This window comes from Cupriavidus sp. UYPR2.512, assembly GCF_000379565.1.
Lineage (GTDB): Bacteria > Pseudomonadota > Gammaproteobacteria > Burkholderiales > Burkholderiaceae > Cupriavidus.
The window spans coordinates 1-22,491 of the sequence record NZ_KB903173.1 but is presented as its reverse complement, the minus strand read 5'-3'; the positions used below and the strand labels follow the sequence as shown (position 1 = coordinate 22,491).

Below are 22,491 nucleotides of genomic sequence, written 5' to 3'. Positions count from 1 at the left end.
CTCCCGAGAACGAGGTCACAAGACATGCAAGTGCAAACCAAGATGGAAGTTAACGGCATGAGCCGCACGTCGGCGAAACTGGCCGCCACGCGGCGCTGCCAGGAAACGCTGTTGAACTGCTACTGCCGCGAGGTCGCGGCGCCCGCCGGCCAGCTGCGCGTCGGCCCGCCCGCCGGGCAGAATGACTGGCCGGCGACGATCACCATGACGCTGCAGCGCGAGCAGGCCCAGGTCCTGGAAGTGCAGTTGCCGCATATCCACGATCGCCTCCTGGCCGTGGTCGGCGGTGCCTGGCTGACTGGCAACTACCGCTACCTGTCGCCGGTATTCCACAAGGCCGAAAACAAGCCGTGGGCGCTGCTCGACTGGGAATCGCAGGCCGCGCTGCTGTTGCGCGAGATGGCGCAGCAGCACGAACTGCCGCCCAATACCGAGCTGATGGAGCAGATCCGCAACAGCGTGGCCGTCAGCACAGAAGTCCTGTCCGTGCCGGTGTCCGCCGCGATTCCGGCCGATCCGGTGGAGGCCTATATCGACTCCGAGCAATCGCTGACCTTCGGCCATCCGTTCCACCCCACGCCGAAGAGCCGGCAGGGCTTCTCCGACGACGACCTGCTGCGCTACTCGCCTGAACTGCGCACCCGCTTTCCGCTCGCGTGGTTCGCGGTGCCGCGCGACGACATCGCGCAGCAGTCACTGCTCGACGCCAGCTGCGACCAGCTGATCACGGCGAATGCCCCGGCAGTACCCGCCGACCGCGTGGCGGTACCGGTCCACCCCTGGCAGGCGGCCTACCTGCGCGAGCACCCGCTGGTGCGCGATGCCCTCGCAAGCGGCCGCATGCAGGACCTGGGCACGCAGGGCGCGGACTTCTTTCCCACCTCATCGATCCGCACCCTGTACCAGCCCGGCAATCCGTATTTCTACAAGCTTTCGCTGAACATCCGCATCACCAACTGCGTGCGCAAGAACGCGTGGTACGAGCTGGAGAGCGCCATGCACGTCAATCGCGTGCTGCGTCCGCTGCTGCCGGATCTCGGGCGGCTGTTCCCGGGCCTGGCGCTGATGGAGGAGCCGGCATTCCTGTCAGTGGACCTGAAGGACGCCGATATCGAAAAGAATCGTCAGGTCATCGAGGGCTTCGGCCTGATCCTGCGCCAGAGCGTGGATACGCTGCGCACGCCTGATTGCGTGCCGCTGCTGGCCGGCTCGCTGTTCGGCAACCACTACTACGGCGAAGCCCGCATGCAGCGCCTCTTGGCGGCGCTCGCCGCGCAGGCCGGGACGCCCGTGGATGCCATGACCGAACGCTGGTTCTCCGCCTACGTGTCGCAACTCATCTACCCGGTCTTCCACCTCTTCTTCGCGCACGGCGTCATCTTCGAGCCGCACCTGCAGAACGTGGTGCTCGGCCTGCGCCAGGACATGCCCGCGCAGCTCTTCCTGCGCGACTTCGAGGGCGTGAAGCTGACGCCTTCGCGCCATCCCGCGTCGTCCATGCCCGGGCTCAGCGAACGCGCCCAGGCCTCGCTCTGGTACGACGAAGAACAAGGCTGGAACCGCGTGGCCTATTGCCTGTTCGTCAACAACCTGTGCGAAGTCGTCGCCCAGCTCGGTGCCGGCAGGGCGGCCATGACCACGCGGCTGTGGTCGGTCGTGCGCCATCACCTGCATACCTACCAGCATCGCTATGGCAATGCGGCCTCGGCGCGGCGCATCAACGGACTGCTGGCCGGCAATCCCTTCCCGGCCAAGACCAATTTCAGCAACCGCTTCTTCCAGCGTGCTGACCGCGCTTCCACCTACGTGCCCGTCACCAATCCCATTCCTTTCGCCGGGGTGGAGGCCGCATGGCAATGAGCACCCCCGAACTGCGCTGGACACGCGTCGCCACCCACCTGCACGATGCGCTGGCCAAGGCCAGCGCCCCCCTGTGCACCTATGTCTACGACCTGGAGGCGCTGCGGCGCCACGCCGCGGCCACGGCGCTCAGCCTGCCGCCCGGATTCGAGCTGTTCTACGCGATCAAGGCCAACTCCGACCTGCCGATCCTGCAGACGCTGGCGCCGCTGGCGCACGGCTTCGAGATCTCCTCCGGCGGCGAGCTGGCATGGGTGCGCGAACACTTTGCCGAGGTGCCGCTGATCTTCAGCGGCCCCGGCAAGACCGATGCGGAACTGGCCAGCGCGCTCGATCTCGGGGTCGAGGCGCTGCACGTGGAAAGCCTGCATGAACTCGAACGGCTGGCCTGGCTCGCGCGCGAGCGCGGCGTCACGGCCCCGGTGCTGCTGCGTGTCAACCTTGCCATCGAAGGACTGCAGGCCACCACGCTGATGATGGGGGGCAAGCCCACGCCATTCGGCATCGCCGGCGACCAGTTGCCGGCCTGCCTGGCGTGGCTGCGCGCGCATCCGGAGATCCGGCTGCGTGGCTTCCATTTCCACCTGATGTCGCACCAGCTCGACGCTGCCGCCCACCTGCGGCTGCTCGACGCCTATCTGCAACAGGTCAGGCGCTGGCGTGCAGAGTATGGGCTCGATACGCTGGACCAGGTCAACGTCGGCGGCGGCATCGGCGTCAACTACCGCGAGCCCGAGCGGCAGTTCGACTGGGCCGCCTTTACCGCAGGCCTCCCGGCGTTGTCGGCGCAGCGCGACGGGCTCACCGTGCGCTTTGAATGCGGGCGTTATATCACCGCCTTCTGCGGCTACTACGCGATGGAGGTGATCGATGTGAAACACGCCTTCGACCGTGCCTTCGTCGTGGCCTGCGGCGGCACGCACCACTTCCGCACGCCGTATGCGCAGGGGCACAGCCACCCGTTCCGGGTGCTGCCTGTGGAATCGTGGCGCTACCCGTTTGCCCGCCCCGGCGTGCAGGACGCGCGCGTCAGCGTAGTCGGGCAGCTCTGCACGCCGAAGGACATCCTTGCCCACGACGCGCCAGTGGCGCGCGTGCGCGCCGGCGACATGGTGGTGTTCCCGTATGCCGGCGCATACGCCTGGCATATCTCGCACCACGACTTCCTGCGCCACCCGCACCCGCGGCATTGCTACCTTCCCGCAGAGAATGCCCATGCTGCAGCCGAATAAGCTGAAGGCCGCGCTCGCGGCCGGGCGCGATGTGTTCGGCCTGATCAACTCGCTGCCATTGCCGCTGATGACAGAGATGATCGGCTACGCCGGCTTTGACTTCGTGATCCTGGACCTCGAGCACGTCGGCGTGAACCCCCAGACGCTGGAGAACATGATCCGCGCCGCGGAATGCGCTGGCACTACCGCCCTCATACGGGTGCCATGGGCGGCGCCGGACATCATCCTGCGCGTACTGGATGCCGGCGCGCAGGGGATCGTGGTGCCACACGTGTCCAGCCGGGAGGTAGCCCAGCTGGCCGTCGACAGCGCGCGCTACCACCCGCTCGGCACGCGCGGCATTGCCGGGGGCCGGACCACCGGCTTTGGCACGCTGACGTTGCCGGCCTACATTGAGCGGGCCAATCGTGAGCTGATGGTGGTGGCCATGATCGAAGACCGGGAGGGCGTCGATGCCATCGAAGAGATCGTCGCCGTGCCGGGCATCGACATGGTGCTGGAAGGTGCGATCGACTTGTCGCAAAGCCTTGGCGTGCCAGCTGACGCACAGCATCCTTCCGTGCAGGCGGCAATCCGCCGCATTGCGCAGGCCTGCCAGGCACGTGGCGTGCCGTTCTGCGCGATTCCGCGTGCGGCCGGACAGTGCGAGCACTGGCGCGAACAAGGCGTGCACGCCTTCCTGCTCGGCGACGACCGCGCCACGGCCTTCCGGGCCATGAAGCAGCTGGTGGCTGGCTATCGGCGTTGACATCTTGCGCTCTTTGCCTCGAACCCCGCGCTGAGCGCTGCTTTTCCTGATCAGTTCGCTGGGATGGGTACTGACCTTTCGCTCCGGCGTGGGCGTGGTGCTGACGCTGCTGATGGTGCCCGCGCTGCTGGCGCGCATCCGGGCCGAAGAAGCGCTGCTGCGCGACCAGTCCGGCGTTGAATATGCGTCGTACTGCGACAGGACGTGGCGGCTGCTCCCCGGTATCTACTGATCGCGACGCAGCGGCGCCCCGCGCACTTGGCAATCAATCTGCCAATCATCAAGGGTTATCCCTAGTCGATCATTCCCATTTTCCGGGACTCACGGTTTTGATTTCCGGGAATCAGGTCCTATTCTTGGGCCCTATGTTGAATGCCGTCGACAACCCTCCCTCCGTGAAGCCCGCGACGCCCACGCCTGCCGAACCCGGCCAGCCCGCGGGCGGAGCCGATCGCGTGCTGTTCGTGCTGGCAACGCTGGCGCAACACGGCGCGCCGATCACGGTGCGCGAGCTGGTTGCCAAGACCGGCCTGCCCAAGAGCACGCTCTACCGGCAGCTGATGATGCTCAAGCGCTGGGGCTTTGTGCTGGAGTCCGACGGCGAATACGCGCCGGGCCCGATCAGCCTGCAACTGGCGCTCGGCTTTGACATGGCCTCGCACCTGGCGCGCGAAGCCTTGCCCGACATGCAGCTGCTGGCGCAGCAGTCCGATGAAAGCGTGGGTCTGGTCGTGGCCGTCAAGGATCACGTGGTGTGCCTGGAGATGGTGGAGAGCCGCCAGTCGCTGCGCTGCTCGTTCGAGAAGGGCCGCGGCGTGCCGCTGCGCGCCGGTGCGTCGGCCAAGTCGCTGCTGGCGTTCATGCGCGACGAAGCGCGCGAGCGCCTGGTCCGTGCCCAGTGCGAGCCAGGCGAAGCCGAACGGCTGCTGGCCGAGCTGGCCGCCATTCGCGAGACCGGTTACGCGGTCAGCGAGGGCGAGGTGGATCCGGGCGTGTGGGGCGTGAGCGCGCCGCTGTTCTCGCGGCGCAGCAAGGCCGATGCGCTGGGTTCCATCACGCTGATGGTGCCGGCCACGCGGCGGCAAGGGCGCGAGAGCGCGCTGATCGACATGACCGTGGCAGCGGCGATGCGGATTTCCGCGCGGCTGCAGTCTTACTGAATACCAGGCTACCAAGCCAATCATTACCGCCGCCGTCGGCAGACCCATGCGACGGCAGATCCCTCGTTCCCGAGAATAGGAGACTTCCATGAACCTTCGCCGCAAATGCCTGATGGTCAGCCTCGCCGGCCTGGCAACCCTGACCGCCCTGACCTTCGGCACCGTCGCGCACGCGCAGGACAGCGCCGTGCTGCGCGTGGCCACCGACGCCACCTTCCCGCCGATGGAATTCACCGAGAACGGCAAGCGCACCGGCTTTGACGTGGAACTGGTGGAGGCCATGGCCAAGACGATGGGCAAGCGGGTGGAATGGACCGACATCGACTTCAAGGGCCTGATCCCGGGGCTGGTCTCGCGCCGCTTCGACATGGCCGTGTCCGGCATCTACATCACCCCCGAGCGCCGCAAGGTGGTGGACTTCACTGAGCCGTACTACACCGGCGGCCTGGTGGCGCTGGTCAAGAGCGGCAACACCGCCATCCACGCCCCGGCCGACCTGAACGGCAAGAAGGTCAGCGTGCAGGTGGGCACCAAGTCCGTCAGCTTCCTGCGCGACACGTACCCGCAGGTGCAGCGCGTGGAAGTGGAGAAGAACCAGGAAATGTTCAACCTGGTCGAGATCGGCCGCGCCGATGCCGCCGTGACCGGCAAGCCGGCCGCGATGCAGTACGTCAAGACCCGCGGCGGCCTGCGCGTGGTGGAGCAGCCGCTGACCACCGAGGAATACGGCATGGCCGTGCGCAAGGACACGCCCGAGCTGACCCGCGCCCTCAATGCCGCGCTGGCCAAGGTGAAGGCCGATGGCACCTACGCCAGGCTGACCCAGAAATGGTTCGGCGCGGCCGCCAAGTAAGCCGCGCGGACCGACATCATGGAACTGGATTTTTCTCCCGTCTTCGCCGGCTGGCCTGACATCCTCCACGGCGCCGTCATCACCGTGGAGGTGACGGCCTGCGCGCTGGTGCTGGGCTGCGTCATGGGCCTGCTGGTCGGCATTGGCCGGCTGGACCCGAATCGCCGCGTCATCTATAGCCTCTGCACGGCCTATGTGACCTTTATCCGCGGCACGCCGCTGCTGGTGCAGCTGTTCCTGCTGTTCTTCGGTCTGCCGCAGTTCAACATCCTGCTGCCGGCCTTTGTATGCGGCGTGATCGGGCTGGGCATCTATTCCGGCGCCTATGTGTCGGAAATCGTGCGCGGCGCGATCCAGTCGGTGGACAAGGGCCAGATGGAAGCGGCCCGTTCGATCGGCATGTCTTCCGGCCAGGCCATGCGCGCAATCATCCTGCCGCAGGCCATCGTGCGGATGATCCCGCCGCTGGGCAACGAGTTCATCGCCCTGATCAAGAACTCGGCGCTGGTGTCGCTGCTGACAATTGCCGACCTGATGCATGAGGGCCAGAAGATCATCAGCGTGTCGTACCGGTCGCTGGAAGTCTACCTGGCGATCGCGCTGGTTTATCTGATCCTGACGAGCGCGGCCGGGCTGATCCTGCGGCGCGCCGAACAACGGCTGCGCATGGGAGGCATGGTGCAATGAGCGATTCCGCAATCATCCGGATCCGGAACCTGGGTAAATCGTTCGGCAGCCACACGGTCTTGCGCGGCATCGACTTCGATGTAGAGCCGTCGCAGGTGGTGGTCGTGATCGGCCCCAGCGGCTCGGGCAAGAGCACCTTCCTGCGCTGCTGCAATGGCCTGGAACAACCCGAGGCCGGCACCATCGACATCGTCGGCAAGCGGCTGGTGACTGAAGGCCAGCTGATCGGCGAGCATGAGCTGAACCAACTGCGCACGGAAGTGGGCATGGTGTTCCAGTCGTTCAACCTGTTCCCGCACCTGTCAGTGCTGCACAACGTCACGGTGGGCCCCCGCATGCTGCGCGGCGCCTCGCGCGAGGACGCCGAGCGCAAGGCGATGAGCCTGCTTGAGAAAGTCGGCCTGGCGCACAAGGCCCACGCCATGCCCGCCAGCCTGTCGGGCGGCCAGAAGCAGCGCGTGGCCATTGCCCGCGCGCTGGCCATGGAGCCGCGCGTGATGTTGTTCGACGAGCCGACCTCCGCGCTGGACCCCGAGCTGGTGGGCGAAGTGCTGCAAGTGATGAAGGTGCTGGCCGCCGAAGGCATGACCATGGTCGTGGTCACCCATGAAATGGGCTTTGCCCGTGAAGTGGCCGATGTGGTGGTGGTCATGGATGGCGGCGGCATCATCGAGGCCGGGCCGCCGTCGGTCATCTTCTCCGCACCGACGCAGGAACGCACGCGTGGCTTCCTGCAGGCCGTGCTGACGCGCTCATGAGGATGGCAGTGACCCAGAACCCCTGGCAGGGCCGTGTCGACAACGGCGAGGATGGCGACACCACGCGCCTGTTCCGCATCGTGCATGCGCTGGAGACGTCAGACCTCACGCCCCTGGGCAACGCACCGGTATTGCTCGGCTTCCGCTGCGATGCCGGCGTGCTGCGCAACCAGGGCCGCCCCGGCGCCGCCCATGGCCCCGACGCCATCCGCCAGGCGCTGGCCAACGTGCCGGCGCATGGCCTGCCTGCGTTGTACGACGCTGGCAATATCAGCTGTGAAGACGCCGACCTGGAGTCGGCCCAGTTCGCGCTGGCGGGTGCCGTGCGCGACGTGCTGGCGCGCGGCGGCTTCCCGCTGGTGCTGGGCGGCGGCCATGAAGTAGCCTGGGGCACGTGGCAAGGCCTGCGCGCGCACCTGGATGCGCAGGACGATGCCGGACGCGTGCTGATCATCAATATCGACGCCCACTTCGACCTGCGCACCAGCCGGCCGGCAAGCTCCGGCACGCCGTTCGACCAGATCGCCAACGCCTGCGCCGAGCGCGGGCAGCCGTTCGACTATGTCTGCCTGGGCGTAAGCCGCCTCAGCAATACACCGGCGCTGTTCAACCGCGCGGACGCGCTGTGCGTCAGCTACGTGGAAGACCTGGACATGCAGGAGCGCCACCTGGAAACGCGCCTCACGGAACTGGCGTCGTGCATCGATGCCGCGGACCACGTGTACCTGACCATCGACCTCGACGCGCTGCCCGCGGCCGTGATGCCGGGCGTGTCGGCACCCGCCGCCTATGGCGTGCCGTTGCCGGTGGTGGAGGAAGTGGCCCTGCTTGTCCGCCGCAGCGGCAAGCTGCGCGTGGCCGACCTGGCGGAGTACAACCCGCAGTACGACCGCGACCACCAGGGCGCGCGCGTGGCTGCGCGGCTGGCCTGGCGGTTGCTCGGCTGACGGACAGGTCACGCCTTCCACCGCTAGCGCCGCGCGCGGCGGCTGCCAACCGCCGGGGACCGATCCCCACGTCGACGAAGGCTTTTATGTTAATTGGACAGATGCCTGACCGCTCGGATCTGCGGCGCCTATGACCACCAACCACGCAACCAAAAAAAGAGGCCAGAGCAAATCACCCTGGCCTGGAAGCGAGCAAAACAAGCATCAGCCGCCCGCGGCCTGGCTGCGTGTCAGGCAGCCCGCCGCGCAGCGGATCACACCATCGCCTTAGTGGTCATACTCCACGCTGGTGCTGAAGTTCAGGTCAAACGGATCTGTCCAGTTCAGGTTGGCAAACGACATATCGCCCCCGCCAGTCGCCCCCGCCACCGACGGGAACGACGCACCCAGGTCTCCTAACACATTCAGGCTGACCACCGTATTGGGCGCCGCCGGGCGCGCACGTCCGTTGCCGCTCACGAACACCGCCGGCGTTGCGCCGATGGTCGAGCGGATCTGCACATTGCTCCGCTTCACGAACGGCACGTTCGCAGCCGAGGTCCAGCTCATCGGGAACGTGCTGCCGCCGGTGAACGTGGTGCCGGAACCCGGCGTCAGCTGGTCACGCGCGGCCTTGCTGACATCCTGCCAGGCATACTGGCGCAGCGTCACCGGCGCCGGCGGCGGGGTGCGCAGGCGCACGGTGTACGAGTAGGCCGGCGCAGCCGTGTTGCCGTTCTGATAGATGTCGAAGGTGTAGGCGCTGAACGGCGTGACCCCTTCCAGCTCCGTGGTGCTCAGCTGCGGATCGGCAAACGCCTTGTTGGTGGCGCCCGGCCAGGTGAACAGCGCCTGGGCCGATGCATCCTGCGCCACGCCGGCGAGCCGGAAGTTGTTGCGGCAGGAATTCAGTCTTGGCAGCGCCGCTGCCTGGGCCGGTGTTTGCGAAGGCGTCAGCTGGGCCGCGATATTGAGCGTGCCGCACACGCCATTGCTGCGATTGAGCAGGACACCATTGCGCAGCCCCGGCCCCTTCACGATCGCAAAATCCACCGGCACATTCTGGTCGTCCGTGATGCCGACCTGCAGCGTCAGCGAGCTGATATAGGCGTTGGTGCCGGTCATCGGCTTGGCCGGATTCAGCCAGTCCCAGCGCTGCGCGCTGCCATTGACCTTGGTCACCATATGCCGCTGGTTGCCCACCAGGCGCCAGCCGTTATCACTGCTGGTGCGCGCCGCGGGCTGCAGGGCGACCTGCGCAATCAGCTGCACGCCATCGCGGATGCCATCGGTGCGCGTCCACGACAGCTTCATCCAGACCTTGTCAGCCGCCTGCACCCGGATGATTTCCGGCAGGCTGAATACAGCGCCGTTCATCTCGTCGTCCGCAAAGATGCCGGGGGCGCTGCCGCTCGGGCCCGGTCCGAATTCCTGCTCGGCGCTGGCGCCATTGCTCAAATACGCCGCGGGAACGCCCGCTTGCAGGTTGCCGGAGGCCACTTCGTCAACAAAGATCTGGCTGCACGCGGCAACATTGCCCTCCATGCGCGCGTTGCCCGTCGATGATCCACCGAAGCACTGGTTGAAAGCGGCCTGCAGCCCAGCCAGGTCACTGGCGCTGGGCAGGTTGGTCACCGGCGCGCCGCCGATCGTGGCAACGCTAGGCAGGCTGGCCGTGTCGCTGGCCGTGGGGGCCACGCCCGGTGCCAATTGCAGCACCACTGGCGTATCGCTCGAAGCGCCGGCCACGGACGACAGCTGCACGCCGCCGTCTGGCAGCACGTTGATCTTCACTTGGTCCAGCAGGCGGTCCAGCCCCGGCGCACCGGCCGTGAGCGGGCCTGAGATCAGGTCGACGCCGGTGTTGCCCGTGGCGCTCAGCAGATCGGCCAGCGCATCCGAGTACGCTTTCACCGTGGTGCTGATCGCCGATGATGTGACTTTGGACTGCAGCAGGCTGCTGTCGGCCAGCAGCTTGGTCGGGTTGTCGCCGATGATGGTCGCGGCAATGGCATTGGTCAACGGCGTGATGTTGATGGTCTGGGTGCCCGCGGTGGCGCTCAGGCTGATCAGCGTTGCCTGGGAATCAGAGACGTTGCCGGTGGCGGCCAGCACGAACGGCGCGGTCAGGCCGGTCACGTCGCACTGGAAAGAGCCCGTGGTGGCGTCAGCCGGGCAACTGGCCGACTTGCCGGCCGCGTCCATCAGCGTCACCGTCGCGCCCTGCATGGCTGCGCCGGTCGCGGCTACGCCGCTGACAGTCTGCTTGGCAGGCACAGAAACCTCGGGAGGCGTAGAGGTGGTGGTGGTGCCTCCCGTTGAAGAATCTCCGCCGCCGCCGCACGCCGACAAGGCGAGCACTGCAATGCTGAGTGCAATAGGTGTGAGTTTCATTTCCTTCCCCGTACCGTTGTAAAAGAGACAACACCGCAAACGCAGCCACCTCCCCTCTGAGGGAGGGTCAAGCTTGACTGGCTACGTCAATGGACCCCTTTGAAAGCGCTCAATAATTCATATTGAGCACACCCCGTTGTGATTTTTGTTAATCCGGGCTTCATTTTCTTGACCTGGCAACTGGATTTGAAGCCGTCGGACTTTCGCGGAATTCTGCAAAAACGCGTACTGGCTGGCATCATTCAAATTGATGAAAGCCAGAAAAAAAATCGCAGTGCGGCTTGCAGAGCGGCAGTGATAACCCGCGCAAGACAATGCATTGAATAAAAAGAGGGGGAGCCGGCCAGAGGGCACGCACGATGCCCGGACACCGGCGCCTGGGGAGGAATGGAATTGCCAAGAGATCAGCTCATCGGTGACCTCTATGAGGCGGCGGTCCGGCAAGACGGCTTTCTGGACACGTTCCAGACCGTCACCGAGGTATTGGGCGCCAACGTCTTCCACATGTTCAGCTGGGATGCCGTGCGTAATGCACCGCATCTCTCCATCTATACGCCGGACGTAAGATGGGATGAGGTCATCGCGCGTTATGACCAGTTCTATGGCGCCTTCGATCCCCGGCGCCGCTTTGTGGAGCAGGCCCGCATCGGCCAGTTCGTCAACTGCGATGACCACCTAAGCGAGCAGGACGTTTCACGCAGCGAGTTCTTCCAGGATTTCCAGATTCCGGCGGGATTCCGCTACCTGATGGGTGTGCGGCTGGCTCGGCCGAACAGCGACGAGATCTTACTTGGCCTGTTGCGGGCGCGGGACAGGTCGCCTTATACACAGGCAGAACGCGCGGCAGCTGCAGGCATGGCCGGCCACCTGCAGCGCGCCATCAATCTCTGGCAGGACGCCAGGGTCCTGCATCGCGATGCCGCGCTTGGCACGGAACTGATGGAACAACTAGGCCTGGCCGTGTTCGCGCTGGACCGGCATTCACGCGTGGTCTTTGTCAATGCGGCGGCCGAATCCGCGTTGCGCGCCACCACCAGCCTGAAACTCGAACACGGGCGCCTGGTTGCATCCACGGCAGCCGATAACGTCGGCCTGCAAGCGGCCATCGGGCGCGTGGCAAAAACCCGCCAGGGCGAGAGCCTGGCGCTGCCAGCCACATCGGGCGCACCGCCGGACATCTTCCTCAGCATCACCGCGCTCCCCGGCAAGGACACGCGTGCGGTGTTTGGCAATGCCACCATGCTGATCACAGCCAGGCAGCGCGGCACCACCGCCCTGGTGACGGCGCGGCAGTTGCGGCAAGCGTTCGCATTGTCTGCGGCGGAAGCGGCGGTTGCTGAAGCGCTGGTTTCAGGCAAGACGGCTGAGGCCTACGCCAGCAGTGCCGGGGTTTCGGTGGCTACGGTTCGCACCCAGTTGCGGGCGATTTACGAGAAGACCCGCACGCGGACGCAGACGGAGGCTGTCGGTGCCATGCTTTGGGTGTTGTCGCAGAATCGTCCTGAGCGATAGCGATAGCCGGAACCAGACGCGATTGGGTGCTGGCGCGCCTTGAACCTCTTCACGTCCACGGCGCTGATCAGCGCTTCACCGCCGCACGCCCGGCCTTCGCAGCCCGCTTCACGGGCACCAGCGTGGCCGCCGCATCCTCCGGCCTGTCCGTATTGACCAGCACCCCCGCCGAGACAATATAGGCCGCCGCGCTCTCGATATCCCCGCGCAGCGCCGCACATGCCGCCGCGCTGTCATGCTTGCGCAGCGCTGCGATCAGGTTGTCGTGATGCTTGACCGCGACGCGCTCTTCCACACGACGCGATCCGGAGCGGAGGTCGTGGTTAAGAATCGGGCCGATGCGCAGCCACGTAGACTCGATCATCTGCAACAGGATCGGCATGCGCGCCGCCGCGTAGACGGCAAAGTGGAGGGCCTGGTTCGCGGCGATGACATCCGCGCCGTTTGGGCTGCGCTTGGCCATCTCGTCGGCAAACCGGCGGTGCAGTGCCTGTACCTGCTTCAGCTCCTCATCGGTGATGCGCTCTGCCGCGGTCGCGGTGGCGAGCCCTTCGAGCTCGATCCGGATTTTCGTGATTTCGTCGAACTGGCTGACGCTCATGCGCGGCACGCGCAGCGCGCGGTTCGGCGTGAGTTCGAGCGCCTGCTCGGCAACCAGGCGATGCACCGCTTCGCGCACCGGCATGACGCTGACGCCCAGTGCGGCGGCGATGCTGCGCAGCGAAATCTGCTCGCCCGGCATCATCTGGCCGCTGACCAGCAGGTCGCGCAGCTGTGTGTAGACGTCGCGGCTGAGCGTCTGGCGGACAAGGGGCGTCACAAGGTCATTCAGGGGCATGCCGCGAAGCATAGCACATAGGGTTATTCTCTATATTTGATCTGTGATCACAGTTTTACTCTTCGTCCGGAAGGCAGGCAGCCGCCTGTTCCCAGGAGGATTGGAATCATGTGGAAGGATGAATCGCTCGCCGGCAAGCGCGTACTGGTGACCGCCGGCGCGGACGGCATTGGCCTGGAGATCACACGGGCCTTTGTGGAGGCGGGCGCCCGCGTTGCGGTTTGCGACGTGGCTGGCGACAGTCTCGAACGGGTCTGTGCCGAGTTGCCCGGCGTGGTGGCAGTCAGGGCCGATGTGTCGAAGGAAAGCGACGTCGAGGCGCTGTTCCAGGCGGTCGATGGCGCCTTTGGCGGCCTGGACGTGCTGGTCAACAATGCCGGGGTTGCCGGCCCGACTGGCGGTGTTGAAACCCTGTCGCTGGCCGACTGGGAGCGCACGCTTGCCGTCAACATCACCGGCCAGTTCCTGTGCGCCCGCGCCGCGGTGCCGCGCCTGCGGCAGGGGCGCTCGCCGTCGATCGTCAACCTCTCTTCCGCTGCCGGGCATCTCGGCATGCCGGGCCGTGCCGCCTACTCCGCGTCGAAATGGGCCGTGGTGGGCTTTACCAAATCGCTGGCGCTTGAACTGGGAGCGGATGGCATCCGTGTGAACACGGTGCTGCCCGGTGCGGTCGACGGCCCGCGTATCCGCGCCGTCATTGCCGCGAAGGCTGAGTCGCTGGGCAAGCCGCTTGAGGAAGTCACGCGCAGCTACACGTCGCAGGCGGCACTGCAGCGCATGGTGACGATGCGCGACATCGCCAACATGGTGCGCTTCCTCTGCAGCGACCAGGCGGCCAATGTGCACGGCCAGGAAATGGTCGTGGACGGTCTGACCCAGGCGCTCAGCTAGCGCGCCCGGCACATTCCTGGGGCCGCCGGATATCCGCGGCCCGCAGTCCGACAAACCCAACCAAGCCCCGACCAAGCCCAACCAAGGAATCACCATGGCCAAGCGAGCCAAAGCCATCATCACCTGCGCCCCGACCGGCGCCATCCACACGCCCAGCATGTCGCCCCACCTGCCGGTGACTGCCGACGAGATCGCACAAGCCGCCATCGACGCGGCGCGCGCAGGGGCCGCCATCCTGCACCTGCACGCCCGCGACCCCAAGGACGGACGCCCGTCGCAGGACCCGGAGCTGTTCCGGCCGTTCCTGGCCAGGATCAGCGCCGAGACCAACGCAGTGATCAATATCACCACCGGCGGCAGCCCGCACATGACGGTGGAAGAACGCATGTTGCCGGCCACCACCTTCAAGCCGGAGCTGGCCTCGCTGAACATGGGCTCGATGAACTTCGGCCTGTTCCCGATGCTCGACCGCTTCAAGGAATTCCAACACGACTGGGAGCGCGAACACCTGGAGAACAGCCGCAACCTGATCTTCAAGAACACCTATCAGGACATCGAGAACATCCTGCGCATCGGCAATGCCAACGGCACGCGGTTCGAATTCGAGTGCTATGACATCAGCCATCTGTACAACCTGCGGCACTTCCTTGACCGTGGCCTGGTCAGTGGCCCGGTGTTCATCCAATCCGTGTTCGGCATCCTGGGCGGCATTGGCCCCGATCCCGAAGACCTGATGCACATGCACCGCACCGCCAGGCGCCTGTTCGGCGACCAGTTCCGTTGGTCGATCCTTGGCGCCGGCCGAGGCCAGCTTCCGCTGGCGACCATCGGCGCGGCAATGGGCGCCAACGTGCGCGTTGGCCTGGAGGACTCACTCTGGATCGGTCCGGGCCAGCTGGCTGCATCTAGCGCCGAGCAGGTCACGCGCATCCGGACCGTGCTGGAAGCCCTGAACATCGACGTGGCCACGCCGGGCGAAGCCCGCGACATTCTCGCCCTGAAGGGCGCGGCAGGCACCGCGTTCTGAACCGGCGGGGCCGCCACGGCCCGGCCTCGCCCGACCATCGAACACTGAAGACATCAACCAGGCGGAACGGCTGACGCGCGGCCCCAGGGCGCGGCGCCATATCCGCCGATGGAGACTACGCTCATGCAGACCGTACCCGCCTCAGGCGCGCCGCCGCTGGCCGCGCCGACAGACCGCCCGCTGACCGCACTGCTGTTCCGCAAGCTCATGCCCTTGCTGGTGCTGTCCTATGTGATCAGCTTTCTCGATCGCACGAACATTGCACTGGCCAAGACCCACATCGCTGTCGACCTGAACATCTCGGCCGCGGCCTACGGCCTGGGCGCGGGTCTGTTTTTTCTCAGCTATGCCTTGCTGGAGATCCCGAGCAACCTGATCATGCATCGGGTCGGGGCGCGCTTCTGGATCACTCGCATCATGGTGACGTGGGGCCTGCTGTCCGCGGCGATGGCCTTTGTCCAGGGCGAGACCTCCTTCTACATCATGCGCGTGCTGCTCGGCGTGGCCGAGGCGGGGCTGTTTCCCGGCGTGATGCTCTATCTCACGTACTGGTTCGGCCGCGAGGAACGCGCGCGGGCGGTGGGCTACTTCCTGCTCGGCGTCTGCATTGCCAACATCGTCAGCGGCCCGCTGGGCGGCGCCCTGCTGGGCATGGACGGCATCTGGGGCTTCAAGGGCTGGCAATGGATGTTCGTGCTGGAAGGCCTGCCTGCGGTGTTCCTGGCCGCGGTGGTCTGGAAGAAGCTGCCCGACGGTCCGGACAGCGCGCCATGGCTGACGCCAGCCCAGGCGCAGGAAGTCCGCAGCCGGCTGGCCGCGGAAGCCGCCGATGCCAGCGTCGGCAAGGGTGGCCACTCGTTCCTGGGCGCCATGCGTGATCCGCAGGTCTGGCTGGCGATCTTTATCTACTTCTGCCATCAGATCTCGATCTACACGGTGATCTTCTTCCTGCCGGGCATCATCGGCACGTACGGCAAGCTCACGCCCGTGGAAATCGGGCTGCTCAATTCCCTGCCCTGGATTGCCGCCGCCATCGGCGCCGCATGGCTGCCCCGACATGCCAACACCCCACAGCGCGGACGCCGCCTGCTCTGCCTGGGGCTGGTGGTGATGGCAGGCGGCCTGCTGATTGCCGCCTTCACAGGGCCGGTGATGGCGCTCGTCGGCTTCTCGCTGACCGCGCTGATGTTTTTCGTGGTGCAGTCGATCGTGTTCCTGTTCCCGTCGTCCCGCCTGAAGGGGGTGGCGCTGGCGGGGGGACTGGCCCTCATCAATACCTGCGGGCTGGTGGGCGGATTCATCGGACCGTCGGTGATGGGCATCATCGAACAGGCGACCGGCAGTACGCGCAACGGACTGGTCATCATGGCGGGACTGCTGCTGATCGCCTGCGCCGTGGCACCGTTTCTGCGCCAGGGGCAGGAGCGCTGAAGGGCTGTAAGGCGAGAACACTGCCGTCGCACGAAGTGGTGCTGGCTCTCATTCAAGCGCGGCGCTCGGCAGGCAACGGCCGGCGCCGCCTTGAACGGCAGCATCATGAAGGGATGCGTCGCTTCATCACGGCCACTGTCGCACAGGCGCTCGAACGCTGCGCCCGTGTAGCGCGGGTTCAGGGTGGCCGCTGCCGGACGCATCTGGCCAGGCCAGGCCGGCGGCAGGCTTCAGGTGCGGGGGATAATCACTTCAACACGCCGATTTTTAGCGCGACCAGCAGGATCATCGCTGCCATCAGGGCGGACGTTGGGCGCGACCGGGGCCGCCGCCCCCTTGCCCGAAGCGACGAACTCACGCTGCCCCACGCCGACCTGCTTGCGCATCCACGCCGCCACCGCTTCGGCGCGTCGTTTTGACAGCGCCTGGTTATAGGTATCGGTCCCTTTAGCATCCGTGTGACCGATCACTTCCACCGCACCTTGTCCGCCCGCGCGGACCAAATCAGCAACTTTGCGGAGATTGTCAGCCGCCTTGGGATCCAGGTCCGCACTATCGAATGCAAAGAGGGTGTCCGCCTGCAGGTCGACGACAGTTGCAGTATCGGTGACGCGTACAACCAGATCGCTTCGGGTCGCGTTCAGGCCGCTGACGTTGGCGGAAAGCTTCCCTGGCGCCGGAAGCTGATCCGGAGCCGCCGTCGCCGGCGAGGAGACGGTGATAGCCGCCACAAGAAGTGCGGCCCCCCAAGGACCGGCGCCTGACCAACAGGGTGGCGATGCCATCGCGAGCGTCATCGCGTCACCGGTACGCCATCGAACGGCCCCACGGTCGGGATATTGATCGACACTGTTTTGGTCGTGGCGGGCGGCGCGGGAAATTTAAACCACACGATCGCGGGCGAACTGTACAGGTTGATGTTCACACGATCCTTGCCCTGGAGCGGGGAGGCCAGCCAGTTACCCGCATTGTCCCTGAGCACACCGATCTGCTGCGCGGTGGCGTCGTCGATCACGCTGACTTCATTCAGTGGAACGTATTCCGTCCCGCCCTTGTCGGCCGTGAAGGTGAGCTGGACGGTCATGATATCGCCAGTCACAGCGACCTTGTTGAGGGCCACCTGAGAGCCCTTTGGCCCCGGTTGGGTCTGAATAGCAGCCCGTTGCGGTGCGGCCTGGGCCGGTGACGGATCTGTGGGACGCACCTCAACGCGTTTCACACCACTGTCAGCGGCTGGTTCCTGCGAAGTACTCACCGCCGGCGCCACAGGCGGGGATTTAGCCTGATCAGATTTTCCGCAGGCGGAAAGAAGTCCAGCCGCACCAAGAAGCACGACGAAGACGCGCGAGAAAGATGACATATTCAATAGCCTCCCACTGTTGAATGAAACCGGCTAATAGCGTTCCGGCGACGCTAACAAGATGGTCCGTGCATGAGAGGCCTCTCCCTATGAGCACCCTCGCACGTCGCTCTCTCCCACGGTGCCGCTGCAGAGCAGCCCAGGCGGGACGTACCTTCGTAAGTAGTCCATTTCTTCTTCCATATCAAGCGATCATAATAATTGTTTCATTTTTCGCATTTTCCACATGATGGACAAATCCCCGCCGATCGCGCCCGAAAGGCGAGCGAGGTACCACAGCGCGACATCGAACGGGTTGGTGGTGTCGAGTTGCGTTTTCATTCGAACGCGATGAGCCACTCATAGACCGTAAGCACCACCATGGCGAGAAGCGGCGCAACACAGAGCCAACGAAGCCGTCTCGGTGCGTGGCGTAACCAGATTCCCATCATCGCGATGCCGCAGGCGGCGAGCGCGAGCCCGGATGCAATCAGGTAGTGTGGCTGCGACTGGTACGCCCAGAGATTTGCCACAGGCCCTTCTGCGCCAAATGGATAGTGCTGCGGTGAATGTCATGCCTGCCAGGCGTCAATCGCGACGATTGCCATCGTCGCGAGAAGCACGCCGGTCGCCACCCACTTAATACGTGACCGCGACGTCCATGTCCTTTGCATAGGAGATAAACTCACCGATGAAGCTATCCATCGAACTCGTCAAATCGATACAGCCGATGGATCCGGGTACCCAACCGCCGTGGATCGAGAAGTTGGACCGACCATAGCGGCCATATCAACCTCTGGAACGGGTCGAGGATGACTGTCAGTGGCGCAGCAGGGATGGCCGCAAATGTCGGGTGCTTTATTTTCGGAATCAACTCGTCTCCCTTCTACTCTGATCTGGGGAGAGCTACCGATCCTGTTTTGGGAAATCAAATGAGACGCGCCTACACTGTCGCTGCGTTCTGCCTAGCGGGTGCGGCGACCACTTGGGCCGCCTGCTGGATCGGAAGTCGAATGAGCTTTCGACTCGGTCTCGGCTGGGGTTTTCAAAACCTGGAGGGTTGCTGGGAGGTGGGCGTTTGTACTGTGCCTGCCTGGTACACACTCTTGCTCTACCTCTACTTTCTGGGGCCATCCATTGTGTTCGCGGCGGTGGGCTGGAGAACTTGTGACGCTTCGTCGAGGCGCCTCGCCCAATTGCTGGCCTTACTCGTTGTAGGCACGGCATCGCTCTACCTGGTGACATATGCGATGGGGTAGGGTCCAATGCCGCTCGCTGTCGAACCTTTCTTACACTGAATCGAGCAATCTGCACCGCGGGTCGCAGCAGGCAGGGTGATCCGGGAAGGGCGTAGTGCCAGCACGGAGAAAAACCTGGTGTTCAGCCAGCGGTTGCTTGAAGAGCAGGGCGTGGCCGCCACCGATCCCATTGTGGCGACGACCAGCGATTTCCATGTACGGCGGGCGGTGAGGACTGCCCGGAAGGTAGGATTCGGGGAGATCACGGGAGCTTGATGCGGGCTCGGCAGGCAACGGCCGGCGCCGCCGTGAACAGCATCCGAAAATTCAAGGCATCTGTTTCGGCCCCTCATTGAATGCCTTGAACTTCTTCACGTCTGCAACCTTGTAAAAGAGCTTCAACGTAGCGTTCTTCGACCGCGGGATTCGCCCCACGAAGGCTGACCTCACGAAAGCGGCGCTGCCGTTTCCGCTGCTTTCCATCACACACACATATCGCTGCCCACGCTGGCGCAGCACAGCGTAGGCGGCAAGGCTCGGTTCCTCAACTCTTGAGGGCTGAGGCTTTCCCACGGCGACCGCTCGCATGATGAATCCGCGACGCGCCCCGACGAAAATATAGTCATTGTTCCCGCGCTTACTGGTTGCATAGCCAATCCGGAGCTTGTTGCTGTCACCGCCAGGGATAAACAGCTGGTAGCCGGCCATAGTAACCTCGTCCATCAGATTCGCATCCCCTTCAATTGGGCTGATCGAGATCGAAGAGTCAGACGATCTGTCGAATAGTAGGCAACTGTCGATGATGTCCTCGGGCACCTGTTCCGCGTGAGCGGAAACCGAAAGCGCGAGGAGAAGAAGCATGAGAGCCGTTCGTATCATTTGTATTCCCTGGCGCGAGTGACAGCGACCCAGTCTTGGCCATAGCGCCAAAAGATCGTTCCCCCCACACCGGCGGTAGACTCATAGACCCAGGAGTAGCGCCCCACCTCCTCCCTTACAGTCTTGACTTGTCCGTTGACCTTCTTCTTAACGGCCTTATACAGAATTTTCGTCTTCTCTGACCCACTGATTCCGTAGATATTGTGAGAGGGATCTGTGATGTGAATGCCCGACTTCACCTTCGCATGATTCTTGTAGTTTGACTTGATGTCTGCTCCGTCCCAAAAGTACGCGCCGTTCGAGTAGTCCACGCCTCCCGAAAGAGCATTTCTCGCTGCCTTAACCGCATCCGACATGGCTGAACTCTTCTCAACATCCTTTTCCGAGGACTTCATCAACTTGGCATAGCGCGCGTTGCCATCTGTTCTCACAAAGGAGAAGTTCTTATCCTTTGATGTGAAGGCATCAATAGATGAATAACCGCGCGCCTTCATTTGACGAACCATAACGCTTGCCAGCGCCGCCATCTCTTCATATTGGTCGCGCGTTGAGGACTCGCCATAGGCAATGGCTGCCAGCAAGCGCTCCTCCGAAGTAAGCTTGGAAGAATCTGTCATGCTCGTGCTTCGCCAGTCTTATCCAGCCACATGACGATGCGCACCTCGACATCGCCGCGCACTGTTGCGGTTGTCCCGGCAAGTCCGGCATTCCGGGTAACCAACTGATGCTCAATGAACAGGTCATATCGATAGCCGGACTCAGGCTGTCCCGTGTCGGCATCAACAAGCTCGTAGTACTGCTCAATGATTTGCGTGTCGTGACTAGCCGCAGCTACGCCAGAACTCAACCCTGCCGAGTTTGGCGGCGACGCGTACTGACCTACTCGGTTCACTTCGATCCTGAAATCGGATTGCGAGTGTATGACCAGCGGCCGCGTAGCGCACTTGCAAGAGACACGGGCACCGCTTACCAGAAGCGGCTTCCCGTGTATGTTGAACGATGGGTCGCAGTCGTTCATCACAGGCCCGCCAGCCTTGCAGGCCGGACAGGTCGCATAGTCGCCTTCCACACCTATGGTCACACCATGATGAAACATGCTATGGCCGGTGGCGATAAGCGTTCCTCCTGTACTGGTCTTGTCCCCATTTCGAAGTGCGTAGCGAATATCGGGCATTACGGCTCCATGCTGTCCGTGGTGGAAGTGAAGACTTCAATGGGGACGAAATGCCATTGCGCAGCATCGAAATCGTACATCGCCATCTGGTTGATATCGCAGCCCACCGGGATCGTGCCGGGCATCGATTCGATGGCCTGCGCAACATGCTGCATGCGTTGTCGCTCGTCAAGAGCCAATACCCGGCCATGGCATTCGGAGTGCGCAAACAGCCCCGCCCTTTCTCGCATCCGGCCATAGTGCGCGAGGTCCTTGCCGTTGATATTCAAGTCGACGGCATTCACGGCTTCAGGTGATACCCTGACTGTATCCATGCCGTATAAGCCAACAAGGCCTCCCTTTCGCCGAGTAACCAGTTTCCGGTCACTCGCCCCCCATCCGCAATGCAGGAAGTAATGCAGCCTGCCGCCGTTGTCCCCAATGAGCTCTCGCGGGTCAAACTCATAAGCAGGAATGGCGTGATACTGCTCGCCCGGTTTGGAGAGGAACGCGGCAGCGATGTAGGCATCGAATGGAGAGAGATAGACAGACATGCCATTTCCCTCGCCCGGGTTCTCGTGGTCTATGTATTCACATGACACGCGGCAGTAGTTCGGCGTATCTGTCTTTGGCTGATAGCGAACGAGGATGTAAAGGTCCGGCGAGGTATGGAGAACGTGCCCGCAAGACCGCAGGCGCGAATGAGAGCTGCTCAACTGTTCACCTCTAACAACTGAATTGAGTCCGAATCCGCCCCTGCGTGCACCATGCATATGCAGACGCCAAAGGCACCGTGGCCGCGGTGACTCGCTCTACCTTGGGCTTCAATCCGCTCCCATCGCTAAGACCGCGCTTGCCAATGCCAAGATGTACCCAACGTTAGTTGGTGCATCCATAGGCCGATCCTTAAATTTGTTCCTTCTTTCGAACTCAGAGGCCGTTAGAATTTGCGCCGGCTCCAGACGAGCGGAATGCCACGACACCGGTCGATGCGCTGACGGAAGAGCTGGCCGGTACGCGCATCGCGTACGTGCCGTTCTTGCCGCCGTCCACCATCTGCGGGGAAACATGAAGGCAGCGCGAATCGTGCTGACGGATGCAGCGCCTGAAGAGCTTGATGCGTAGGGGCGAGCCAACGGGGCGACCTGATCGCAGATGCGTAAGCGCTATCTAAGTCTCAAAGGGTTACCCATGTGAGTGAACTCGGTTGTTACCCATGTGGTTGTTCCGTACACAACCGGTGTATGTCACCCAATACATGAAATGCGCCCCAGACACCTCACCATGGCCGCCATATCGGACAAGCGCCGACATTCCTTTCAGCCTTTGCGGCACATGTGTGCGTGAGCACGGGATTCGATGGGCGCACGGGCACGGTAAATGATGGGTGGCTGCGGTCTGGTCCATCGCCAATGTTGCAGGTCGTCGGGTGATGCTGATGGACGTGGCGATCAAACGCGGAGGTTCAGATGTGGAGCGACGGCATTGATGGAACAAGGGGCCCGACGGGCCCCTTGTTGCTGGATCAGAAGTCGTTATCGGCGAGATCGCCAAGGCCATCAGGA

At 63.9% G+C, this 22,491-nt stretch carries 24 protein-coding genes and 1 pseudogene; 14 read left to right on the top strand and 11 right to left on the bottom strand.

Features of this window, described 5'->3' with window-relative positions:
* Positions 1-24: 24 nt before the first annotated feature.
* From A3A5_RS0130800 to hutG, 9 genes and pseudogenes are all read left to right on the top strand, one after another.
* The gene (locus A3A5_RS0130800; protein WP_198293183.1) at positions 25-1,860 is read left to right on the top strand and encodes an IucA/IucC family siderophore biosynthesis protein; all 1,836 of its coding nucleotides are present in this window, start codon (positions 25-27) and stop codon (positions 1,858-1,860) included.
* The gene (locus A3A5_RS0130795; RefSeq protein ID WP_018314295.1) at positions 1,857-3,092 is read left to right on the top strand and encodes a type III PLP-dependent enzyme; all 1,236 of its coding nucleotides are present in this window, start codon (positions 1,857-1,859) and stop codon (positions 3,090-3,092) included. Before A3A5_RS0130800 ends, A3A5_RS0130795 begins: the two co-directional genes overlap by 4 nt.
* Positions 3,076-3,840, top strand: coding sequence for an HpcH/HpaI aldolase/citrate lyase family protein (locus tag A3A5_RS0130790; protein ID WP_018314294.1), 765 nt, complete (start codon positions 3,076-3,078; stop codon positions 3,838-3,840). The genes A3A5_RS0130795 and A3A5_RS0130790 overlap by 17 nt, the downstream gene beginning before the upstream one ends.
* 46 nt (positions 3,841-3,886) lie before the next feature.
* Positions 3,887-4,072 (top strand): annotated as a pseudogene (locus A3A5_RS0130785) (isoprenylcysteine carboxylmethyltransferase family protein); the annotation flags it as partial.
* Positions 4,073-4,205: 133 nt separating this feature from the next.
* The gene (locus A3A5_RS0130780; RefSeq protein ID WP_018314292.1) at positions 4,206-5,000 is read left to right on the top strand and encodes an IclR family transcriptional regulator; all 795 of its coding nucleotides are present in this window, start codon (positions 4,206-4,208) and stop codon (positions 4,998-5,000) included.
* 88 nt (positions 5,001-5,088) lie between these two features.
* Positions 5,089-5,853: a glutamine ABC transporter substrate-binding protein gene (locus A3A5_RS0130775; protein ID WP_018314291.1), complete on the top strand. Its 765-nt coding sequence runs from the start codon at positions 5,089-5,091 to the stop codon at positions 5,851-5,853.
* Positions 5,854-5,871: 18 nt separating this feature from the next.
* Positions 5,872-6,540, top strand: a complete 669-nt coding sequence (locus tag A3A5_RS0130770; RefSeq protein WP_018314290.1) for an amino acid ABC transporter permease — start codon at positions 5,872-5,874, stop codon at positions 6,538-6,540.
* Positions 6,537-7,298: an amino acid ABC transporter ATP-binding protein gene (locus A3A5_RS0130765; protein WP_018314289.1), complete on the top strand. Its 762-nt coding sequence runs from the start codon at positions 6,537-6,539 to the stop codon at positions 7,296-7,298. The genes A3A5_RS0130770 and A3A5_RS0130765 overlap by 4 nt, the downstream gene beginning before the upstream one ends.
* Positions 7,295-8,245: a formimidoylglutamase gene (gene hutG, locus A3A5_RS0130760; RefSeq protein ID WP_026201307.1), complete on the top strand. Its 951-nt coding sequence runs from the start codon at positions 7,295-7,297 to the stop codon at positions 8,243-8,245. Before A3A5_RS0130765 ends, hutG begins: the two co-directional genes overlap by 4 nt.
* 267 nt (positions 8,246-8,512) lie before the next feature.
* On the opposite strand, the gene A3A5_RS0130755 is transcribed toward hutG, so the two are convergent.
* Positions 8,513-10,618: a hypothetical protein gene (locus A3A5_RS0130755; RefSeq protein ID WP_026201306.1), complete on the bottom strand. Its 2,106-nt coding sequence runs from the start codon at positions 10,616-10,618 to the stop codon at positions 8,513-8,515.
* A gap of 117 nt (positions 10,619-10,735) precedes the next feature.
* Positions 10,736-11,122: a hypothetical protein gene (locus A3A5_RS44195; protein WP_198293188.1), complete on the bottom strand. Its 387-nt coding sequence runs from the start codon at positions 11,120-11,122 to the stop codon at positions 10,736-10,738.
* On the opposite strand from A3A5_RS44195, the gene A3A5_RS0130750 reads away from it, so the two are divergent.
* Entirely contained in the window at positions 11,012-12,130 is a 1,119-nt protein-coding gene (locus A3A5_RS0130750; RefSeq protein ID WP_018314286.1) for a hypothetical protein, read from the top strand. The genes A3A5_RS44195 and A3A5_RS0130750 overlap by 111 nt on opposite strands.
* Before the next feature lie 67 nt (positions 12,131-12,197).
* On the opposite strand, the gene A3A5_RS0130745 is transcribed toward A3A5_RS0130750, so the two are convergent.
* Complete coding sequence (locus tag A3A5_RS0130745) at positions 12,198-12,980, bottom strand: GntR family transcriptional regulator (RefSeq protein WP_018314285.1); 783 nt, start codon at positions 12,978-12,980, stop codon at positions 12,198-12,200.
* A gap of 96 nt (positions 12,981-13,076) precedes the next feature.
* On the opposite strand from A3A5_RS0130745, the gene A3A5_RS0130740 reads away from it, so the two are divergent.
* From A3A5_RS0130740 to A3A5_RS0130730, 3 genes are all read left to right on the top strand, one after another.
* Positions 13,077-13,859, top strand: coding sequence for an SDR family oxidoreductase (locus A3A5_RS0130740; protein WP_018314284.1), 783 nt, complete (start codon positions 13,077-13,079; stop codon positions 13,857-13,859).
* A gap of 94 nt (positions 13,860-13,953) precedes the next feature.
* Positions 13,954-14,886: a 3-keto-5-aminohexanoate cleavage protein gene (locus tag A3A5_RS0130735; RefSeq protein WP_018314283.1), complete on the top strand. Its 933-nt coding sequence runs from the start codon at positions 13,954-13,956 to the stop codon at positions 14,884-14,886.
* A 123-nt stretch (positions 14,887-15,009) separates the two neighbouring features.
* Positions 15,010-16,317 carry an MFS transporter gene (locus A3A5_RS0130730; RefSeq protein ID WP_018314282.1) on the top strand — a complete coding sequence of 436 codons (1,308 nt, stop codon included), beginning with the start codon at positions 15,010-15,012 and terminating at the stop codon, positions 16,315-16,317.
* Positions 16,318-16,547: 230 nt separating this feature from the next.
* Here the strand turns inward: A3A5_RS0130730 and A3A5_RS39590 are convergent, their stop codons facing one another.
* The 4 genes from A3A5_RS39590 to A3A5_RS0130710 form a co-directional block, all read right to left on the bottom strand.
* Positions 16,548-17,048, bottom strand: coding sequence for an OmpA family protein (locus tag A3A5_RS39590; protein WP_018314281.1), 501 nt, complete (start codon positions 17,046-17,048; stop codon positions 16,548-16,550).
* Between the two features lie 62 nt (positions 17,049-17,110).
* Positions 17,111-17,401 (bottom strand): hypothetical protein, encoded by a 291-nt coding sequence (locus A3A5_RS0130720; protein WP_157637341.1) that lies wholly within the window; start codon positions 17,399-17,401, stop codon positions 17,111-17,113.
* Positions 17,402-17,869: 468 nt separating this feature from the next.
* Positions 17,870-17,998, bottom strand: a complete 129-nt coding sequence (locus A3A5_RS45450; RefSeq protein ID WP_018314279.1) for a hypothetical protein — start codon at positions 17,996-17,998, stop codon at positions 17,870-17,872.
* A complete protein-coding gene (locus A3A5_RS0130710; protein WP_018314278.1) occupies positions 17,995-18,189 on the bottom strand; it encodes a hypothetical protein in 195 nt (64 codons plus the stop codon). The genes A3A5_RS45450 and A3A5_RS0130710 overlap by 4 nt, the downstream gene beginning before the upstream one ends.
* A gap of 765 nt (positions 18,190-18,954) precedes the next feature.
* On the opposite strand from A3A5_RS0130710, the gene A3A5_RS45445 reads away from it, so the two are divergent.
* Positions 18,955-19,170: a YdcF family protein gene (locus A3A5_RS45445; protein WP_081624026.1), complete on the top strand. Its 216-nt coding sequence runs from the start codon at positions 18,955-18,957 to the stop codon at positions 19,168-19,170.
* Positions 19,171-19,221: 51 nt separating this feature from the next.
* Here the strand turns inward: A3A5_RS45445 and A3A5_RS0130695 are convergent, their stop codons facing one another.
* Genes A3A5_RS0130695 through A3A5_RS0130680 form a run of 4 tightly spaced genes read right to left on the bottom strand, consistent with a single transcriptional unit; the run spans position 19,222 to position 21,480 of the window.
* Positions 19,222-19,755: a hypothetical protein gene (locus tag A3A5_RS0130695; RefSeq protein ID WP_018314275.1), complete on the bottom strand. Its 534-nt coding sequence runs from the start codon at positions 19,753-19,755 to the stop codon at positions 19,222-19,224.
* Between the two features lie 14 nt (positions 19,756-19,769).
* Positions 19,770-20,390 (bottom strand): hypothetical protein, encoded by a 621-nt coding sequence (locus tag A3A5_RS0130690; RefSeq protein WP_018314274.1) that lies wholly within the window; start codon positions 20,388-20,390, stop codon positions 19,770-19,772.
* Positions 20,387-20,947, bottom strand: coding sequence for a PAAR domain-containing protein (locus A3A5_RS39585; RefSeq protein WP_035814059.1), 561 nt, complete (start codon positions 20,945-20,947; stop codon positions 20,387-20,389). Before A3A5_RS39585 ends, A3A5_RS0130690 begins: the two co-directional genes overlap by 4 nt.
* Positions 20,947-21,480 (bottom strand): hypothetical protein, encoded by a 534-nt coding sequence (locus A3A5_RS0130680; protein ID WP_018314272.1) that lies wholly within the window; start codon positions 21,478-21,480, stop codon positions 20,947-20,949. The genes A3A5_RS39585 and A3A5_RS0130680 overlap by 1 nt, the downstream gene beginning before the upstream one ends.
* Between the last annotated feature and the right edge of the window lie 1,011 nt (positions 21,481-22,491).

Excerpts from the sequence above, each read along its gene's own strand:
- A3A5_RS0130800 (WP_198293183.1), top strand. The coding sequence starts at position 25 with ATGCAAGTGCAAACCAAGATGGAAGTTAACGGCATGAGCCGCACGTCG.
- A3A5_RS0130795 (WP_018314295.1), top strand. The coding sequence starts at position 1,857 with ATGAGCACCCCCGAACTGCGCTGGACACGCGTCGCCACCCACCTGCAC.
- A3A5_RS0130790 (WP_018314294.1), top strand. The coding sequence starts at position 3,076 with ATGCTGCAGCCGAATAAGCTGAAGGCCGCGCTCGCGGCCGGGCGCGAT.
- A3A5_RS0130780 (WP_018314292.1), top strand. The coding sequence starts at position 4,206 with ATGTTGAATGCCGTCGACAACCCTCCCTCCGTGAAGCCCGCGACGCCC.
- A3A5_RS0130775 (WP_018314291.1), top strand. The coding sequence starts at position 5,089 with ATGAACCTTCGCCGCAAATGCCTGATGGTCAGCCTCGCCGGCCTGGCA.
- A3A5_RS0130770 (WP_018314290.1), top strand. The coding sequence starts at position 5,872 with ATGGAACTGGATTTTTCTCCCGTCTTCGCCGGCTGGCCTGACATCCTC.
- A3A5_RS0130765 (WP_018314289.1), top strand. The coding sequence starts at position 6,537 with ATGAGCGATTCCGCAATCATCCGGATCCGGAACCTGGGTAAATCGTTC.
- hutG (WP_026201307.1), top strand. The coding sequence starts at position 7,295 with ATGAGGATGGCAGTGACCCAGAACCCCTGGCAGGGCCGTGTCGACAAC.
- A3A5_RS0130755 (WP_026201306.1), bottom strand. The coding sequence starts at position 10,618 with ATGAAACTCACACCTATTGCACTCAGCATTGCAGTGCTCGCCTTGTCG.
- A3A5_RS0130745 (WP_018314285.1), bottom strand. The coding sequence starts at position 12,980 with ATGCTTCGCGGCATGCCCCTGAATGACCTTGTGACGCCCCTTGTCCGC.
- A3A5_RS0130740 (WP_018314284.1), top strand. The coding sequence starts at position 13,077 with ATGTGGAAGGATGAATCGCTCGCCGGCAAGCGCGTACTGGTGACCGCC.
- A3A5_RS0130735 (WP_018314283.1), top strand. The coding sequence starts at position 13,954 with ATGGCCAAGCGAGCCAAAGCCATCATCACCTGCGCCCCGACCGGCGCC.
- A3A5_RS0130730 (WP_018314282.1), top strand. The coding sequence starts at position 15,010 with ATGCAGACCGTACCCGCCTCAGGCGCGCCGCCGCTGGCCGCGCCGACA.
- A3A5_RS0130720 (WP_157637341.1), bottom strand. The coding sequence starts at position 17,401 with ATGACCGTCCAGCTCACCTTCACGGCCGACAAGGGCGGGACGGAATAC.
- A3A5_RS45450 (WP_018314279.1), bottom strand. The coding sequence starts at position 17,998 with ATGAAAACGCAACTCGACACCACCAACCCGTTCGATGTCGCGCTGTGG.
- A3A5_RS0130695 (WP_018314275.1), bottom strand. The coding sequence starts at position 19,755 with ATGCTTCTTCTCCTCGCGCTTTCGGTTTCCGCTCACGCGGAACAGGTG.
- A3A5_RS0130690 (WP_018314274.1), bottom strand. The coding sequence starts at position 20,390 with ATGACAGATTCTTCCAAGCTTACTTCGGAGGAGCGCTTGCTGGCAGCC.
- A3A5_RS39585 (WP_035814059.1), bottom strand. The coding sequence starts at position 20,947 with ATGCCCGATATTCGCTACGCACTTCGAAATGGGGACAAGACCAGTACA.
- A3A5_RS0130680 (WP_018314272.1), bottom strand. The coding sequence starts at position 21,480 with ATGTCTGTCTATCTCTCTCCATTCGATGCCTACATCGCTGCCGCGTTC.